At 66.2% G+C, this 14,263-nt stretch carries 15 protein-coding genes and 1 pseudogene; 10 read left to right on the top strand and 6 right to left on the bottom strand.

Translation table 11 applies throughout. The annotated features are described in order from the left end of the window. Positions 1–200 (top strand): annotated as a pseudogene (locus G3O06_RS30115) (branched-chain amino acid ABC transporter ATP-binding protein); the annotation flags it as partial. A gap of 85 nt (positions 201–285) precedes the next feature. Here G3O06_RS30115 and G3O06_RS30110 read toward each other — a convergent pair. Then, on the bottom strand, positions 286–1,137 hold the full coding sequence (locus G3O06_RS30110; RefSeq protein ID WP_205818403.1) for a LysR substrate-binding domain-containing protein: 852 nt from the start codon (positions 1,135–1,137) through the stop codon (positions 286–288). 132 nt (positions 1,138–1,269) lie between these two features. Between G3O06_RS30110 and G3O06_RS30105 the strand changes: the two genes are divergently transcribed. From G3O06_RS30105 to G3O06_RS30090, 4 genes are all read left to right on the top strand, one after another. Further along, a complete protein-coding gene (locus tag G3O06_RS30105; protein WP_174970170.1) occupies positions 1,270–2,250 on the top strand; it encodes a hypothetical protein in 981 nt (326 codons plus the stop codon). Between the two features lie 29 nt (positions 2,251–2,279). Further along, on the top strand, positions 2,280–3,266 hold the full coding sequence (locus G3O06_RS30100; protein ID WP_205818402.1) for a 2OG-Fe(II) oxygenase family protein: 987 nt from the start codon (positions 2,280–2,282) through the stop codon (positions 3,264–3,266). Between the two features lie 13 nt (positions 3,267–3,279). After that, positions 3,280–4,203 carry a DMT family transporter gene (locus G3O06_RS30095; RefSeq protein ID WP_205818401.1) on the top strand — a complete coding sequence of 308 codons (924 nt, stop codon included), beginning with the start codon at positions 3,280–3,282 and terminating at the stop codon, positions 4,201–4,203. A 66-nt stretch (positions 4,204–4,269) separates the two neighbouring features. Next, a complete protein-coding gene (locus G3O06_RS30090) occupies positions 4,270–4,620 on the top strand; it encodes a VOC family protein (protein WP_174981012.1) in 351 nt (116 codons plus the stop codon). 27 nt (positions 4,621–4,647) lie between these two features. Here G3O06_RS30090 and G3O06_RS30085 read toward each other — a convergent pair whose 3' ends face one another. Continuing rightward, on the bottom strand, positions 4,648–5,055 hold the full coding sequence (locus G3O06_RS30085; protein WP_205818400.1) for a DUF2000 family protein: 408 nt from the start codon (positions 5,053–5,055) through the stop codon (positions 4,648–4,650). A 44-nt stretch (positions 5,056–5,099) separates the two neighbouring features. After that, on the bottom strand, positions 5,100–5,957 hold the full coding sequence (locus tag G3O06_RS30080; RefSeq protein WP_205818399.1) for an AraC family transcriptional regulator: 858 nt from the start codon (positions 5,955–5,957) through the stop codon (positions 5,100–5,102). Between the two features lie 192 nt (positions 5,958–6,149). On the opposite strand from G3O06_RS30080, the gene G3O06_RS30075 reads away from it, so the two are divergent. From G3O06_RS30075 to G3O06_RS30065, 3 genes are read left to right on the top strand one after another with little or no spacing between them, the layout of a single operon-like run. Beyond that, a complete protein-coding gene (locus G3O06_RS30075; protein ID WP_205818404.1) occupies positions 6,150–7,130 on the top strand; it encodes an ATP-binding cassette domain-containing protein in 981 nt (326 codons plus the stop codon). Positions 7,131–7,134: 4 nt separating this feature from the next. Then, the gene (locus G3O06_RS30070) at positions 7,135–7,962 is read left to right on the top strand and encodes an ABC-2 family transporter protein (RefSeq protein ID WP_205818398.1); all 828 of its coding nucleotides are present in this window, start codon (positions 7,135–7,137) and stop codon (positions 7,960–7,962) included. Positions 7,963–7,966: 4 nt separating this feature from the next. Further along, positions 7,967–8,770, top strand: coding sequence for an ABC-2 family transporter protein (locus tag G3O06_RS30065; protein WP_175003143.1), 804 nt, complete (start codon positions 7,967–7,969; stop codon positions 8,768–8,770). Between the two features lie 118 nt (positions 8,771–8,888). Here G3O06_RS30065 and G3O06_RS30060 read toward each other — a convergent pair whose 3' ends face one another. Further along, on the bottom strand, positions 8,889–9,866 hold the full coding sequence (locus tag G3O06_RS30060; protein WP_174998096.1) for an AraC family transcriptional regulator: 978 nt from the start codon (positions 9,864–9,866) through the stop codon (positions 8,889–8,891). Positions 9,867–9,908: 42 nt separating this feature from the next. On the opposite strand from G3O06_RS30060, the gene G3O06_RS30055 reads away from it, so the two are divergent. Next, positions 9,909–10,658: an SDR family oxidoreductase gene (locus G3O06_RS30055; protein ID WP_205818397.1), complete on the top strand. Its 750-nt coding sequence runs from the start codon at positions 9,909–9,911 to the stop codon at positions 10,656–10,658. A gap of 294 nt (positions 10,659–10,952) precedes the next feature. Here G3O06_RS30055 and G3O06_RS30050 read toward each other — a convergent pair whose 3' ends face one another. Then, a complete protein-coding gene (locus tag G3O06_RS30050) occupies positions 10,953–11,225 on the bottom strand; it encodes a DUF4148 domain-containing protein (protein ID WP_205818396.1) in 273 nt (90 codons plus the stop codon). A 564-nt stretch (positions 11,226–11,789) separates the two neighbouring features. Here G3O06_RS30050 and G3O06_RS30045 point away from each other — a divergent pair. Next, positions 11,790–12,872: a LuxR C-terminal-related transcriptional regulator gene (locus G3O06_RS30045; protein ID WP_205818395.1), complete on the top strand. Its 1,083-nt coding sequence runs from the start codon at positions 11,790–11,792 to the stop codon at positions 12,870–12,872. Between the two features lie 35 nt (positions 12,873–12,907). Here the strand turns inward: G3O06_RS30045 and G3O06_RS30040 are convergent, their stop codons facing one another. Next, positions 12,908–14,209 carry an aspartate aminotransferase family protein gene (locus G3O06_RS30040; RefSeq protein ID WP_205818394.1) on the bottom strand — a complete coding sequence of 434 codons (1,302 nt, stop codon included), beginning with the start codon at positions 14,207–14,209 and terminating at the stop codon, positions 12,908–12,910. Between the last annotated feature and the right edge of the window lie 54 nt (positions 14,210–14,263).

Below are 14,263 nucleotides of genomic sequence, written 5' to 3'. Positions count from 1 at the left end.
TGATCGCGCAGATCTTCGACATCATCCGGATGATCCGCGAGGAAGGCGTCACGGTGTTCCTCGTCGAGCAGAACGCGAACAAGGCGCTGGGCGTGGCCGATCGCGGCTACGTGCTCGAAACGGGGCGCGTGGTGCTGGCGGACACGGGCGCGAACCTGCTCGCGAACGACCGGATCAAGCAGGCGTACCTCGGCGGCTGACGCCGGATGCCGCCGGCCTGCAACGGGCCGGCGGCGCTTCCTTTCTTGCTTTCTCATGCAAGGCCGGTTCCCGGCCTTGTCTTCTCTATCCGATCCTGAACGTGCTTTTCAGTACGTCGCGCAGATGCAGCGCGGCGCGATTGCTGTCGTCCGTCAGGATGGTGATCAGGTGCGGCGGGAGGTCGGGCAGCACGATCCCGGCGACGTGGCTCGTCAGGTTGCCGGACACGCGATCGTGTTCGATCAGGCCGACCGCGAGGCCGTTGGTGATACACGCTTCGACCGCCGGCGAACTGGCGCTCTCGAGCAGCATCCGGTGCGCGATCTTCGCCTTCTTCAGCGCGTTCAGCGCGGTGTCGCGGTACGGGCAGCCCTGCAGTTGCACGGCGATCGGCAGCGGCGCATCGGGATTGAACTTGAAGGTGCGAGCGGCGACCCACACCGGATGCGTCTTGCTGAGCAGCTCGCCGTGCGGCGGCACTTTCTGCACCACGGCGATCGTGATGTCCAGCTGGCCGCGGGAGAACAGCGACTGCAGCTCTTCGCTGGAACGCGCTTCGACCGTCAGCTCGAGCAGCGGCCGGTCGGCGGCGAAGCGCGGCAGGAATTCCGCCATGAAGTGCGCGGCGTACGAATCGGGGATGCCGAGCCGCAACTTGCCGGCCAGCATCTGCGGCGACAGCGATTCGACGAGCCGGTCGTGGCTGAGCAGAAACTCGGTGGTGTCGCTCAGCAGCTTGTGGCCGTACTGCGTGAGTTCGACAGCCTGGTTGTTTCGCGTAAACAGGCGCTGCGCGACCATTTCCTCGAGCTTCTGAATCTGTGCCGTGACCGACGACGGGCTGCGATTCACATGGGCGGCCGCATCCTTGAAGCGGCCGAGTTTCGCGACGGCGTGGAAGGTACGCAGCAGGTCGACGTCCAGGGTGCGCGGCATGATTTGGTTTTTCCGAATCAGTGATTCAGGTAATGTCGATTGACGGAATTATTGGGCATCCCATATTCTCGGTCAACAGGCAGACAACGGCAGGCAGCCGGCCGGGCGTTGCACGTATCCGGGGAATGATTCATGTCGATCAATGATTTCGTTGTAGATGCATTGGTGCGGGACAGGAAGCTGAAGGCCGAATCGGTATGGACGGTCGAGAATCACGAAAAATATTCGACGCTCAAGCGCAGCGACGATGACGCGAGGAGAAAGGAAGCAGGGCGCGAGGTGTTTTCGCTGATGCGCAACCTGAACGAGCTGGGTGTGCGGAGTCCCGCGCTGTGCGCGGACCGCGATGGCAACGGTTCGTTGCGCGAAGCGATCGGCAAGTTGAGCGAGCGGCTCGCGACGTTGTCGCGCGGCCGCCATGTGCATTACATCGAGCTCGGGCCGGAGCCGGTCAAGACGACCGAACTCATGAAGGCCGTCAGCGGTGGCGGCCCGGACCATCTGCGCTACACGGCCGTCGACATCAACGAGTCGTCGGAAGACGCGATGCGGCACGCGATCATGCCGTTCCTGAAAACGCCCGGCTGTTTCAACTACATCGCCGACGATTACCGGAACGTGCAGTGGAACCACATCGACGTGGGCCAGGACGTGACGTTCATCACGATGCTCGGCTTCCAGGAGGGCAACGAACTGCCCGTGACGATCGGCCGGCTCATTCGCAATCTCGGCGGCAAGTCGACCTACGTCGTGTCGGAAATGCAGCTGCTGGTCGAGGGGAGAGAGGAGCCCATCTACAACTTCTACCAGAACGAGAACATGGTGCGGTTTTCCGAAGTCGTCAGCCGGCAGCAGGGCTTCGAGCCGCTCGGCGAGCACCATGTGTCGATCGTCCGGCTCAATCTGCTCGGCGACCAGTTCCATGTGGCGGTGACGCTGCAACCCGTCTCGAAAGCCGGGGCCGACGGGCATCTGATCACCAACGTCTGCCTGAAATACACGCCGGAGCAATTCCGCCATGTACGCCACAGTCACGCCAATTGCCGCGTGATCGACGAGCTGCACAGCGGCGACGGCAGCGTCGTGTACCAGATCGCCCAGTTCAAGGGCTGAATGCCGAAACCACGACAACGAGGCACGCGATGAACAAGGGAAATGCATTGCCGGTGTTTGCGCGAGGGTTCGATCGGGTGAGGCTTGCGCTGCAGACATCGCTGTCCGGTGGCGCGAATGTCGACGGCTCGCTGGACGCCGCGACGGAACCGATGCGCTGGACCAGCGCCTGCCTGCGCGACGGCTACGAAGTGCGATACCGGCGCAACCTCGACGATCTCGGCTATCGCGGTGTGCCGATGCGCGGCACGCGCTCGGATGCGCTCAACGCGGTGTGTCATCTTCGCGGATTGTTTTCCGACGAAGCGGTTCACGCGTTGCGCGAGATCGGCCGTGCGCTGGAGCGCAGCGCGTCGAGCAGCAACTGGATCATCTCGAAGCGCGTGCGTGCGGTGACGGAGCGCTCGCGGTTCATCGACGACATGATGCACGACCGCGCGTTCCTGCTGAGGGTGTCGCGTCTCGCCGGTGCGCCGCTGATTCCGTATCCGATGGTCAATGCGCGGTCGCAGTTCAACTATTACTACCCGACGGGCCAGCGCGACGGCAAGGAACAGCTGGGCATGTGGCACACCGACGGCACCAGCTTCGTGCTGAACATCGTGCTGTCGGATCGATCCGACTACGAGGGCGGAAATTTTCTGTTCTACGAATCGACTGCGGAGACGTTCGACCGCCACGATCGCGAACGCCGGCATGTGAAGACCGCGAACCTGGACAACGCGGGCGACGCGCTGCTCATCTACGGCAGCAAGCTATTCCATGGCGTCGAGCCGGTCGACGCGGGGCGCCGCATGTCGCTGGTGCTGTCGTTTCACTGCCCGTACACGCGGGAAGACGACAACGGGTTCTGGCATCTCGCGTCGGACGACGGTATCCCGCGCACGGTCGTCAACTGGCTGGGGCTGCAGCGCGCGCTCCGGGACGATGCCGAACTGCAGTACCGGCGCCTCGGGCTCGAACCGATTCGCCCCGAGGATCTGGGCGACCAGCGCCTGTCCCCGGCAACCTTCTGAGAGCCGTCGCCCCATGCAGCTATTCCTGCTCCAGCTCGTTTTCGTGTTGTCGTGGAGTTCCGGCTTCATCGGCGCCAAGCTCGGCGCGGAGACGGCCGGCGCGTTCAACCTGCTGTTCTGGCGGTTCCTGCTCGTCACGCTGTGCCTGGCGATCGTCCTCAATCGGCAGCTCGGGCGCCTGACGCTCGAAAAAATCCGCTATCACGCGGTGATCGGGTTTCTGTCGCAGTTTCTGTATCTGACCTGCGTATATATCGCGATTCAGCACGGCCTTCCGCCCGGCATCGCCGCGATCGTCGCCGCGTTGCAGCCGCTCATCACGGCCGCGATGACGGCGGTGGAGGGCAGCGAGCGTAGTGGGGCGCGTCAGTGGGCCGGGCTCGTCGTGGGGTTCGTCGGCGTGGGCATCGTGATCGGCGGGCAGTATGCGCTGCCGGCCGGATCGGTCGGGTTCGTCATGTACCTGTTACCGCTGGTGTCCGCGCTGGGGCTGTCGATCGCGACGATCTATCAGCGGCGCCGCGCGCTGACGGCCGCGCGCAGCAACGAGGACGGGTTGTTCCTGCCGCTGTTCGTGCAGGGCTGCGTGAGCCTCGTGCTGTTCGCCGCGTGCGGAATCGTTACGGGCAACCTGCATGTACCGACCCAGCCGAACGTGTGGGTTTCAGTCGTGTGGCTGACGGTGTTCTCGACCTTCGTCGCCTATCTGTCGTTGTGGGCGCTGCTCAAGCGCATGCCGGCGACGCGCGTGGCGACGCTTGTCTATCTCGAACCGCCCGTGACGCTGATGTGGGCCGCGTGGATGTTCGGCGACCGGATCGAACTGACGACCTATCTCGGCATCGTGGTCGTCGCGGTGGGCGTGTGGCTGGCCGGCAAGCACGTCGAGCGGCCTGCACGGGCGCGGCGGGCGAACATGGAGACGGCCGGCCGCTGACGCACTGGTTGTGTGCGCGGTTCCGGTGTAGCGTCGCGGTACTGTCACGACCCGCGAAGGAAACCGATGAAAGTCAAACGGATCGTCGCCAATATCGACACCCGATCAGTCGACGACGCAAAGCGCTTCTACCAACGGATCTTCGGCCTCGACCTGCTGATGGATCACGGCTGGATCGCGACCTACGGCAATGCCGAGCAGATGGACGTGCAGATCAGCTTCGCGTCGCAGGGCGGGTCGGGTACGCCGACGCCCGATCTGTCGATCGAGGTCGACGACGTCGATGAAGCGCTCGCGCGTGTCAATGCGGCCGGGATTCCGGTCGAATACGGCCCGGCCGACGAGCCTTGGGGCGTGCGGCGGTTCTATGTGCGCGACCCGTTCGGCAAGCTCGTCAACGTCCTCACGCATCGCTGATCCGGAATGCCGGGGCAGCTTTAGCGTTCACGCATGCAACGCCAGCCCCTTCACGGCCTTTTCCACGGCCTTCTTCGGCCCGCGCAGCGCCAGCCCGACGAAGTCGGGATTCTCCGCATCGCCGGCCCGAAACACTTCGCGGTTGGCGGCATCGTGCCCGGTCGAAAACATCGCGTGCACATAGGGCACGATCGTGAGTTCGCGCGACAGTGCCTGCCGGTGCGCAGCCTGCAGGCCGTTCAGGTCGGCCGCGAACACCAGCATCGGCTGGCCCAGCATGCGGCCGTAGCGGCGTCCCGCCGCATCCTCGTAAGGCTCGCCGAGCGCTTCGGGCGCTTCGGCCGCGACGCCCGTCGCGAGAAACGCGACGACATTGAGTTTCTGCCACGCCGCGAGATCGTCGCGCACGATCAGCGCTACCTTGGTATCGAACATGATTGCTCCTCGTAGAGACGCTCATGATCGGATGTCGTGCGCGATCAGTCTGGAACGTTTGTGCACAGTTGCCGGTATGCGGCCGGCGTAATCCGGTACGCGCGGCGGAACCAGCGGCCCAGGTGGCTCTGGTCGGCGAAGCCGACGTCCGCGGCCGCCTGCGCGGGCGTGCGGCCGGCCGCCAGCAGCCGGCGCGCGGCACGCAGCCGCAAGCGCACCAGGTACGCGTGCGGCGACGTGCCGAACGCACGCTGGAACAGCCGCGTCAGCCGGAACCGGTCGATCCCGGCGACGCTGGCCAACTCGTCGAGCCCGATGTTGCCGTCCATGTGTTCATGCAGCAGATCGCGCACGCGTGCGATCGCGGGCGGCACGACCGCGCTTTCCAGCACGAGCGGGCCGCGCAATTCGCCGCCGAGCCGCATCAGCAGGCGGTCGAGCGTCTGGTCGCGCGCGAGCTTGCCTTCGTTGCCGTGGATCGCGAGAAACGCGTGCCGGATCGTGTCGACGAGGCTGCGATCGTCGACGAGTGTATGGCCGAACGATGCCTCGACACCGCCGAGGCCGGGCAGGTCCAGCCGGCGCGCGGCGCGCTCGACCCACGCTTGCGGCAGGTACAGCATCCCGTAGGTGAAGCCGCCGGCTTCGGGTGCATGGCCGTCGTGCAGCGCGCCCGGCTCGATCAGGATCGCGCGGCCCGGCACGCTCGTATGCACCGACCGATGGCACTGGAACTGCTGCACGCCCTGTTCGGTGAAGCCGACCAGCATGTCGTCGTGATCGTGCGCGTCGTACGCATGGCCGTTGAAATGCGCGTGCAGGCTTTCGATGCCGGTTTCCGCATCGCGATGCGCGACGAGCCAGTGGTCGGGTTCGCCGGCGGGTTGCGTCGCAGTCGTCATCGCTTGCCTCGCGGGTCGTCGTTGCCTGGCCGTCAGTGTACGCAGATCGCGGGCTGCGAGTGGGCAGGCCGGTCGGTCATGCGGCGGCAGCCTGTCGATCCATCGTCCCGCCCCGTGATAAGATCGCGCGCTTTCCGCGCCGGCACCGTCTGCCCGACGGCCGCGGGCGGTCAACGAACCCGCGAGGATGGCATGTCCCAGATCATCGTCGAAGGCCTGGCGAAGACCTACCGCATCGCGGAGCGGCAGCCCGGCATGCTCGGTCTGTTGCGCCGCCGCTGGCGCGAAGTCGAAGCGCTCAAGGACGTCAGCTTCAGCCTGCGGCGCGGCGAGCTGCTCGGTTTCATCGGGCCGAACGGGGCCGGCAAGTCGACCACCATCAAGATCCTGTCCGGCATCCTGCGGCCGACTTCCGGCAAGGTGATCATCGACGGCCGCGTGCCGTTCGACGATCGCATCGCGCACGTCGCACGCATCGGCGCGGTGTTCGGGCAACGCAGCCAGCTGTGGTGGGATCTGCCAGTCATCGACGGTTTCGACCTGCTGCGCGACATCTATCGCGTCGATCACGGTGCCTACCGGCGCACGCGCGACGCGCTCGTCGCGATGCTGCGCCTCGAGAGCCTGCTGCACCAGCCGGTGCGCCAGTTGTCGCTCGGGCAACGGATGCGCGCCGAAATTGCCGCGGCGCTGCTGCATGAACCACCGATCCTGTTTCTCGACGAACCGACCATCGGCCTCGATGCACCGTCGAAGCTCGCGGTGCGCGAATTCGTCAAGACGCTGAACCGGGAGCGCGGCGTGACCGTATTGCTGACGACGCACGACATGCACGATATCGAGGCGCTCGCGGAGCGCGTGATCGTCATCGGGCATGGCCGCGTGCTGGCCGACCAGCCGTTCGACGCGTTGCGCGCCGGTGTGCTGTCCGACCGCCGCATCCTGGTCGATTTCGCGGACGAAGCACCGGCGCTCGACATCGCCGGTACGCAGTTGCTGCGACGCGAGGGGCGCACGGCCGAGCTCGCGTTCGACCCGGGCGTCATCGGCGCGCCCGCGCTCGTCGCGCGCATCGCGGCCGAGCATGCGGTCGAGGATATCCGCGTCGAGCAACCGGCGATCGAGGAGGTCATCGCGCGCTTCTATCGCCTGCACGGCGCGACGGAAGCGTAAGCCGATGGATGTCCTGCGCCCGTACGCCGCGGCCTTCTCGGCACGCTTCAAGACGCTGCTCCAGTATCGCGCGGCCGCCCTCGCGGGCTTCACGACGCAATGCTGGTGGGGCGCGCTCAAGGTGATGATCTACGCGGCATTCTATCGTCACGCGACGCACGCGCACGTACCGATGACGCTCGAGCAGGTGACGACCTACACATGGATCGCGCAGGCGCTGTTCGCGCTGCAGCCATGGGGCGGCGATCCCGATGTCGCGGCGGCGGTGCGGACCGGCGCGGTCAGCTATGACCGGTTGCGCCCGGTCGATACGTACGCGTGGTGGTACGTGCGGGCGATGGCATGGATGAGCGCGCGGGCGCTGCCGCGCGTCGTGCTGATGTTCGTCGCGGCGGCGATCGTGCTGCCGCTCGCCGGTTTCGGCGAATGGGCCTGGCAGCCGCCGGCGGACGCCGCGCGGGCCGTGCTGTTCGTCGTGTCCGTGATGCTGATGATCGCGCTCGCCGCCGCCTTCGTGATGCTGCTCAACCTGTGTATCGCCGCGACGCTGACCGATCGCGGGATCAACACGCTCGCGCCTGCGTTCGTGATCCTGTTCTCGGGCAACCTGATTCCGCTCGGCCTGTTTCCGGACTGGCTGCAGCCGCTGCTGATCGCCCAGCCGTTCGCCGGGATGCTCGACATCCCTTCGCGGATCTATATCGGCACGCTGAGCGGGGGCGCCGCATGGGCCGGGCTCGCGCTGCAGGCATTCTGGATCGCCGCCTTCCTCGCGCTGGGGCGCATCGCAATGCACCGCGTGATGTCGCGGCTTCACCTGCAGGGAGGCTGAGCCGATGAATACCGCCCGCCTGCTGTCCCGCTACTTCGCGACCTCGATCCGCGCGCAGCTCCAGTATCCGGCCTCGAGCCTGATGCTCGGCGCGGGCACGTTCCTGACGACCATCATCGAACTGGCCGGTATCTGGGCGCTGTTCGACCGCTTCGGCGACGTGCAGGGCTGGCGCTTCGGCGACATCTGCATGTTCTTCGGGATGGTCAGCGTCAGCTTCGCGATCGCCGATTTCATCAGCCGCGGGTTCGACGTGTTCGGCAGCGACTTCATCCGGACGGGCGATTTCGACCGCCTGCTGCTGCGCCCGCGCACGGCCACGCTGCAACTGATCGGTCATGACTTCCGGCTGCGCGTGATCGGGCGGTTGTTGCAGGGCATCGTCGTGCTGGTCGTCGCGACGCGCGCGCTCGATTTCGGCTGGAACGCCGCGTCGATCGCGCTGGCCGTGTGGACGATCGCCGGCGGCGTCGCGCTGTTCTTCGGGCTGATGGTGCTGCAGGCGACGCTCGCGTTCTGGACCGTCGAAAGTCTGGAAGTCGTCAATGTCGTCACGTACGGCGGCGTGCAGGCGGCGCAGTTTCCGATCAGCCTCTATGCGGGCTGGCTCCGCCATTTCCTGACGTTCGTCGTGCCGATCGCGTGCATCGCGTATTTCCCGGTGCTGGCGATCCTCGGCAAGCCCGACCCGCTCGGTGCGCCGAGCTGGTTCCTGCCGCTCGCGCCGGCGGTCGCGTTCGTGTTCCTGGGCGCGTGCTTCGTCGCGTGGCGGTTCGGGGTGCGCAAATACACGTCGACGGGCACCTGAGCAGCGCACCACGGCCGGTTCGTCTCGCGTAGCTGGCCTGGGCGCCGACGCGTGTCGAGCGATCCGGGAATCCGGGAACAGGGGACGCAGGTCGCAGGGCAGGGGCTGCGGGTGTGCATCATGCGTCGTTTGCCGCCGCCTGTTCGTCGCGTGCGTATTGCGCGGGCGGCCGGCCGACGTGCCGCGTGAACGCGACGCTGAAGGTGCTCGCCGAACTGTAGCCCACGCGCCCCGCGATCTCGGCGATGCGGCCCTCGTTGCGGCGGAGCAGATCCTTCGCGAGCGCCATGCGCCACGTCAACAGGTATTCCATCGGCGCGACGCCGACCGCGCGGCTGAAGCGTTCGAAGAAGGTCGAGCGCGACAGCGCGGCTTCCTTCGCCAGCTCGATGATGGTCCACGGATGCGCGGGGCGTTCGTGCATTCGGCGGATCGCGGTGGCAAGCCGGCTGTCGGCGAGCCCGCGCACGAGGCCGGGCGACGCGTTCGTGCCGGACGTGAAGCGCAGCGCCTCGATCAGCAGCACTTCCAGCAGGCGTGCCAGCACGATGTCGCGCGCGGGGCGCTGCGCACGCGATTCGTCTCGCACCAGTTGCACGAGCGTGGTCAGCCGCGGTTCGCCGCGTACGTGCACGAATCGAGGCAAGAGCGATACCAGCAGCGATGCGTCCGACGAACCGAAGGTGCAGTTGCCGGCCATCATCCGCGTGTCGACCGGGTTGGCGGGATCGCCGATCCGGTATTCGCCGTGATCGAGTGCAACCGGCGGTGCGGTTTCGACGCCCGGCGGCGGCGGTTCGAGGCTGGACATCGCGACGCCGTACGCCGCCGGAATCAGCATGAAATCGCCGGGCAGCAGCTCGATCGGCGCGTGCCCGTCGATCGCGATCCGGCACCCGCCGTCGAGGATCGCGCAATAGAACGGCTCGCCCGCGACCGTGCGGCTGATCGACCACGGGCTTGCGCCGCGAATGTATTTGGAATACCGCGCGCCCGGTTGCAGCAGGGTCACGACTTCGGTCAACGGGTCGATCATCGCCGGACTCTCGCAAAAGAAAAGCGGATTTTCGATTGTAGCGAATACGAATCCAGCCATCTATCGTACGAACACATGCCCAACACACTCACAGGAGTTCGCATGAAGACCGTACTGATCACCGGCTGTTCTTCCGGCTTCGGCCTCGAAATCGCCCGTCATTTCCTGGCCCGCGACTGGCAGGTCGTCGCGACGATGCGCACGCCGCGCGAGGACGTGTTGCCGCCGTCGGCGCACCTGCGCGTGCTGGCGCTCGATGTCACGAACCCGGACAGCATCCGCGCGGCGATCGATGCCGCCGGCCCGATCGACGTACTCGTCAACAATGCGGGGTTCGGCGCGGCCGCACCGGCCGAACTGATGCCGCTCGACACCGTGCGCGCGCTGTTCGAGACCAACACGATCGGCACGATCGCGGTGACGGAGGCCGTGCTGCCGCAGTTGCGCCGGCGCGGGTCCGGTGTGGTCGTGAACGTCACGTCGAGCGTCACGCTGAAGGTGCTGCCGCTGCTTGCCGCCTATCGCGCCAGCAAGGCGGCGGTCAATGCGTACACCGAATCGGTGGCGCTCGAACTCGCACCGTTCGGCGTGCGCGCGCATCTCGTGCTGCCGGGCCGTGCGCCCGACACGCGTTTCGCCGACAACGCGCGCGCACACATGCACGGCTTCGAGCACGAAGCGTATGCGGAATTTGTCGCGGCGACCTTTGCGCGCCTGGTCGACGAATCCGCGCCGATCACCCATGCGCAGGATGTCGCCGAAGCGGTGTGGCGCGCGGCGACCGATCCGTCGAGCCCGATGCGCATGCCGGCCGGCGCCGATGCCGTCGCGTGGGCGGCCGAAGCGGGCTGAGGCTCGCCGGCATGGGCGCGAACCTGCTTGCCGGCGACCGGATCAGGAAGGCTTGTTTGCGCGAGTGATGCAGGATGTCGCCGGCTTGAAACGGGCCGGCGGCGCGGTGGTATGCACGTACGTGCATGTATCACGGACGGATGCGGTCCGTGCGTTTCAGCATGTCGCGTTCGGCGTGAGAGAACGCCGGGCGCGCTTCTGCTCGCTGCCTGTCTATCCGTCGGCCATGCATGGTCGCGCCATCGCTACCCCCACCCGATACACGAGCGACCATGCCGAGCCGGACATCTGCTGCTACTGACCGCCTTCGTACAACTGGTTGAGACGCTGAAGGTCCCCCGACTTCTGCGCGCGCAAGTATTCCTCCTTGACCTGCGCGCGCGTGAGCCCGGCCGGCCCACCCGCCTGCGAACCGGCGCTGGGCATGCTGCCCATCGACGTCGCGCTGATCGCAGAGTCGGACGGCTTGCTCGACCCCGCCGCGGCACCATCGTCCTGCGCCCGGGCGAGACCCGACGCACCCAACACACAAATGACGGCCAGCGCCGCCTTGACCATGCTCTTCATCGTGGCACCTCACATGAAAAAGCGATGCAACACCAACGACGCGGAGTGCGCATCGTCAGCGCAGGTCGACGCTCCGCATGCGAGCGGCTGCTTACGGCGCGCTCACCTGCATCGTGACGCGCGACGTGGCGGCACCTGCGGTCGACAGGCCTGCGCCTGTCCTTGCCCGCATGCGTTACGTCGATCCTCCCCCGGGTCATTCCTCAAGGCTTTACGGCGATTGACGCATCGGCATGCGCGGATTCACGCGATGGTTCTGTCGCGCGTGTCGAGTCGTCTCGTGCGCGTTTGACTCGCGCATCGTGAATCGGGTCATTCCGCCGCCATTGCATCGCGCCGGACAAATCCCGCAGGCCGAACGCAGTAGTGGGTTCGTCACGCGAATGCAGCCGGAATGGCGAAATGATAGAACCCGCATGCCGGTTTAACGCCCTCTTGAAAGGGGGCAATTGCCGTCTTTGTCATGTGGATTGCCTAAACTGGACGGACATCGCGGAACGTGTGAAGTCGAGCGTCTCGCCCCGGCCCGCGAGCGAATCCGGTGCATGTTCGAGGAGCGCATTCATGTCTGACAAACACGTCGCGCTTGCGAGTCACATTCGTCGGCTCTGTTCGCTTGCCGTCGAGCCGCACCTCGTCATTCCTCATGTGATTGAGGCGACCCGGCACATCGTCGGTGCCGATTGGGGCATGTTCTTCTATGCCGACGAGCACTTCGCCGTGTCGGACGTGTGCAGCGAAAACGAAGTGGTCTATACGTTATTGCCGACGTATTTCGCGAACATCCACAACACGTCCCGGCAGGCGGTGCTGGGCGTCACGTTTTCCGATGCGATGCGCCGCGGGCGCGGTTTCGACAACAGCGCGCATTACGACGACAAATTGCTGGCGAGCGAGATGTATGCGGACCTGTGGCGGCCGGTGTCGATGCGCCACTGTCTCGAGCTGACCGCGACGGACGGCACGCGCGGCTGGGGCAGCCTGCTGCTGTCGCGCGCACCAGGCTGTCGTCCGTTCTCGGAACAGAACCATCGCGACATCGAGCCCATGGCACGGCATCTTGCCCATGCGCTGTCGCAGCCCGTGCAGCCCACGCTGCATGAATCGGAATGCAGCCAGTCCGCGGTCATGGTGGTCGACGACGATGGCCGGCTCCTGCTGCACAACGCAGACAGCAGGCGGATGCTGTCGCTCGCGACCGGCGAGCCGCTCGCGTTCTACCATCACGAACGCTTGCCGGACTGGCTTGCGCCGCTACGGTCGAACCTCAACCGGATCTGGCTCGGCTACCCGGCACCACCCGCGACGCTCGAACGTCGCAACCATGCGGGGCGTTTCCGCTTCAAGGCCTATCGATGTGCCGATGCGGTTGCGTTGCAACGCGATGCCGCGATCGTGATCTATATCGAACACTTTCCGCCGCTCAGGCTGATGGTCGAACGGCTCGGTTTCGCGTTCGGCCTGACCGAGAGGCAGCGCGAACTCTGTGTGCAGCTCGTGCTGGGCCGCTCGCACAGCGAGATTGCGCGTGACTTCGCGCTGCGCGACAGCACGGTCGTCGATCATGTTCGCAAGATCTATCGCCGGCTCAACGTACACAACCATGACGAATTGCGCAGCGTGTTTCGGGCCGGGAGGCTCGACTAGATTTCGAGGCGCGTGGCGTTGCGCGTGGCGTTCCGTTACAGTGCGCGCCGGATCGCCTGCTCGAGCAACGACAACCCGAGATCGATTTCCGCTTCGCTGACGGTCAGCGGCGGCGCGATCCGGAACACGCCGCCCATGCCGGGCAACTGCACGATGTTCATGCTGAGCCCGAGATTCATGCATTCGCGTGTGATCTTCGCGCCGAGCCCGTCCGCCGGTTCCTTCGTGCGGCGATCCTTGACGATCTCGACGCCGAGCAGCAGCCCGCGCCCGCGCACGTCGCCGATGCAGTCGAAGCGTTCCATCAGGTCGAGCAGGCCGCGCCGGAGCCGGTCGCCCATCACGTTCGCCCGTGCGACGAGCCCGTCGCGCTGCACGACGTCCAGCACACGCAGGCCGACGGCCGCCGGCAGCGGATCCGACACGTGCGTCGTGTAGAACAGGTAGCCGAGTTCGTGCGCGCGTTCCTCGATTGCCGCGGACGTCACGATGGCCGCGAGCGGTAGCCCGGCGCCGAGCGTCTTCGACAGCGTCAGGATGTCGGGCGTCACTCCGTCGCGCTGGCACGCGAACATCGTGCCGGTGCGGCCGACGCCGGTCTGCGCCTCGTCGAGGATCAGCAGCATCCCGCGCTCCTCGCACTTGCGCTTGAGCGCCGCCATATAGCCTTCCGGCAGTTCGATGATCCCGCCCGAACTGAGGATCGGCTCCGCGATGAAGGCCGCGAGGTTGCCGCTCGACTGGCGATCGATCAGGTCGAACGCGTAGTCGAGTTCGGCGAGGAAATCGTAGGCGCCGTTGCGCTCGAAGCGCGGCCGGTACGTGAACGGCGCCGGGATCGCGAACGAGCCGACGGCGGCCGGGCCGACGCCCTTGCGACCGGCGCTGTACGTGGCCGACGCGGCCGCGCCCGTCATCCCGTGCCACGACTGTGCGAAGCCGACAATCTCGTACTTGCCGGTGACGAGCTTCGCCATCCGGATCGCCGCTTCGTTCGATTCCGCGCCGGTGCTGAGCAACAGCGCGCGATCGAGCCCGGGCGGCGTGACGTCGGCGAGGCGTGTCGCGAGATCGACGACCGGCCGCGACAGCATCCCGCTGAACAAGTGGTCGAGCTTGCCCGCGTATTCGCCGATCACGGACACGATCTCCGGATGGCTGTGGCCGAGCACCGCGCTCATCTGGCCCGACGTGAAATCGAGGATCGCGCGGCCGTCCGCGTCGTACACGAAGCTGCCTTTCGCGCGCTCGATGATCATCGGCTCGAACGTGCCGCCGTAGCGGACCAGGTGCTGCCTGGCGTTGCGCCAGAAGGTCGGGTCGTCGTTCAGGGACATCGGGCGTCTCCAGACAAGGGGCAAAGGGGCAAGGGGCGCTTGCAGTCTAGGCGC

Origin of the sequence: Burkholderia sp. Ac-20345 (assembly GCF_017104825.1) — a bacterium.
Classification (GTDB): domain Bacteria; phylum Pseudomonadota; class Gammaproteobacteria; order Burkholderiales; family Burkholderiaceae; genus Burkholderia; species Burkholderia lata_B.
This window is presented reverse-complemented; position numbering and strand designations above follow the sequence as displayed.

Coding starts and splice junctions, on each gene's coding strand:
- G3O06_RS30095 (WP_205818401.1), top strand. CDS start 3,280: ATGCAGCTATTCCTGCTCCAGCTCGTTTTCGTGTTGTCGTGGAGTTCC.
- G3O06_RS30060 (WP_174998096.1), bottom strand. CDS start 9,866: ATGGCTGGATTCGTATTCGCTACAATCGAAAATCCGCTTTTCTTTTGC.
- G3O06_RS30065 (WP_175003143.1), top strand. CDS start 7,967: ATGAATACCGCCCGCCTGCTGTCCCGCTACTTCGCGACCTCGATCCGC.
- G3O06_RS30055 (WP_205818397.1), top strand. CDS start 9,909: ATGAAGACCGTACTGATCACCGGCTGTTCTTCCGGCTTCGGCCTCGAA.
- G3O06_RS30050 (WP_205818396.1), bottom strand. CDS start 11,225: ATGAAGAGCATGGTCAAGGCGGCGCTGGCCGTCATTTGTGTGTTGGGT.
- G3O06_RS30110 (WP_205818403.1), bottom strand. CDS start 1,137: ATGCCGCGCACCCTGGACGTCGACCTGCTGCGTACCTTCCACGCCGTC.
- G3O06_RS30105 (WP_174970170.1), top strand. CDS start 1,270: ATGTCGATCAATGATTTCGTTGTAGATGCATTGGTGCGGGACAGGAAG.
- G3O06_RS30040 (WP_205818394.1), bottom strand. CDS start 14,209: ATGTCCCTGAACGACGACCCGACCTTCTGGCGCAACGCCAGGCAGCAC.
- G3O06_RS30100 (WP_205818402.1), top strand. CDS start 2,280: ATGAACAAGGGAAATGCATTGCCGGTGTTTGCGCGAGGGTTCGATCGG.
- G3O06_RS30090 (WP_174981012.1), top strand. CDS start 4,270: ATGAAAGTCAAACGGATCGTCGCCAATATCGACACCCGATCAGTCGAC.
- G3O06_RS30045 (WP_205818395.1), top strand. CDS start 11,790: ATGTCTGACAAACACGTCGCGCTTGCGAGTCACATTCGTCGGCTCTGT.
- G3O06_RS30085 (WP_205818400.1), bottom strand. CDS start 5,055: ATGTTCGATACCAAGGTAGCGCTGATCGTGCGCGACGATCTCGCGGCG.
- G3O06_RS30075 (WP_205818404.1), top strand. CDS start 6,150: ATGTCCCAGATCATCGTCGAAGGCCTGGCGAAGACCTACCGCATCGCG.
- G3O06_RS30080 (WP_205818399.1), bottom strand. CDS start 5,957: ATGACGACTGCGACGCAACCCGCCGGCGAACCCGACCACTGGCTCGTC.
- G3O06_RS30070 (WP_205818398.1), top strand. CDS start 7,135: ATGGATGTCCTGCGCCCGTACGCCGCGGCCTTCTCGGCACGCTTCAAG.